The 1,739-nt window shown below is 34.6% G+C and carries 1 protein-coding gene and 1 pseudogene; both read right to left on the reverse strand.

What is annotated here, in order from left to right; all coding sequences use genetic code 11:
* Positions 1–271: 271 nt before the first annotated feature.
* Positions 272–355, reverse strand: a pseudogene (locus MF4642_RS16435) (Fic family protein); the annotation flags it as partial.
* Positions 356–362: 7 nt separating this feature from the next.
* Complete coding sequence (locus MF4642_RS16440) at positions 363–1,610, reverse strand: tyrosine-type recombinase/integrase (protein WP_078426871.1); 1,248 nt, start codon at positions 1,608–1,610, stop codon at positions 363–365.
* Positions 1,611–1,739 lie beyond the last annotated feature (129 nt).

A 1,739-nucleotide genomic window follows, 5' to 3' on the forward strand; every position in this document is an offset into this window, starting at 1 on the left:
GGATAATCTTTTTCAGATTCAATCAATAATTGAACCGCTCTTTCTCTGATTTCAGGGGTATATTTTAATTTTGTCATCGGGATAGTCTCTCAGAATATTGACTCTCCGACAAACCCGGTACGGTTCACTTTAAACGATGGTTTTTTTTAATTTGGATATTTTTATTTTTCTTATCTGTATTGCATCTATTAACTCAATATATCTAATGATATTATAGATCTAAACTAAGAATTAAAGTTTAAATTTCCCCCTAAGTTATTGAATAGGAAATTTAAATTCCTAAAACAACTTGATATGGTTTAAATCCTTCAAGTACAGCTTCAGAAACCAACTGGATAAATGCTTCAGTTTTTCCGGGTATTTCAATTAATGCCATTTCGTACTTGTTGTAAAATCCAATCCTCATATTCTTGTAGCGTTTCTCGTAGCATATCCATAGGTCGTACGATATAGTGTCTTTCAACTAATGCACTTGGTTTATGACCTGATATCTGGGCTAGAGATCCTTCATTGATTTTTGCCCATATAGCTAATGTTTTATATGACCTTCTCAATCCATGGGGTGTAAGTTCAATATTTAGTTTTTTACATATTTTCTCTAAGCTATCGTAAGGATTAACAATATGGCCACATTCAGCGCCCCTACTGCTAAATATGAATTTAGAATCAGAATTTTTCTTTAGTTCTAATAATAAGCTTTCAACATATGCAGTTAGAGGGATTAGGCGACCTTCATCTTCAATTTTATCTCTGACTTTTGCTGTTTTCCAACGAAAATCAACATCTGTCCATTTTAATGAAAGCAGCTCATTCTTTCTGCAACCAGTGATTAAACTACATATCAAAAAAATCGCTATTTTTCTACTAGTTAACTTATTTACCTCTTCAAACCATGGTTTTAGATGCTGTTTCATCAAACAATCATTCTTGGCTTTTGGGGAAGGGACTTTATCTTTAACTTTTTTTGAGTTGTATGATTTTAGAGGCACTAAGTTTTCATAATCCTCGTGTTCCTCACACCAATTTAGGAAAGCTCGTGTAAGTCGGTATGCTTTAGCTGATGTTGTTGGACGGAAGTCATTGTGATCAAGCCAATCGCAAAATACACCTGCAGTCAATTCAGAAAGTTTATACTCAAACAGTTGAAAAATAGGTTGACTAGTATAAACACTATTATTTTCAGGATCGTAACCACCTCTAGATAATTCGATGTGATCCTGATAACTTCTTGGTCGCCAATTAGGTTGTCTTGCTTTTAAGTATTCAAACCATACATCTTTAAATTTAATAGTTTTGCGTTTTTCTTGTTTTAACAGTTCTTTATTATCAGCTAAAGCTTTCTTGCGCTCGATCAATGGATCAATCCCTTTGTGGCACATAATCGCCAATTCTTGTGCATACTTACGAGCGTCATCTAATTTCCATACATCAACGTCACCAATTTTGATACGACGGTTTTGAAGACCAATACGGCCTTGGAAAATGTAGCTTTTATTATTTTTAGGTGTAACTTTAACACCGAATCCAGGTGTTCTCTCATCCCAAAAAAAAGTTGGTTTAGTTTTGTCCGAGCAATCAATTCTATCAATAGCAGGTTTTGTTAACTTCATTCGGCTTTGTTGCACAAAGATTTGAAATGCAAAGCGCCCCTAATTGAGCCAAATTTAAGGCGTAACTTGGGTAAGTGGTCGACCTAATTCCGTAAATCTGTTAAGGACTGCTACACGTGCATGGATCTC

Origin of the sequence: Acinetobacter sp. MF4642, assembly GCF_002018925.1 — a bacterium.
Classification (GTDB): Bacteria; Pseudomonadota; Gammaproteobacteria; order Pseudomonadales; family Moraxellaceae; genus Acinetobacter; species Acinetobacter johnsonii.

Coding starts and splice junctions, on each gene's coding strand:
- MF4642_RS16440 (WP_078426871.1), bottom strand. CDS start 1,610: ATGAAGTTAACAAAACCTGCTATTGATAGAATTGATTGCTCGGACAAA.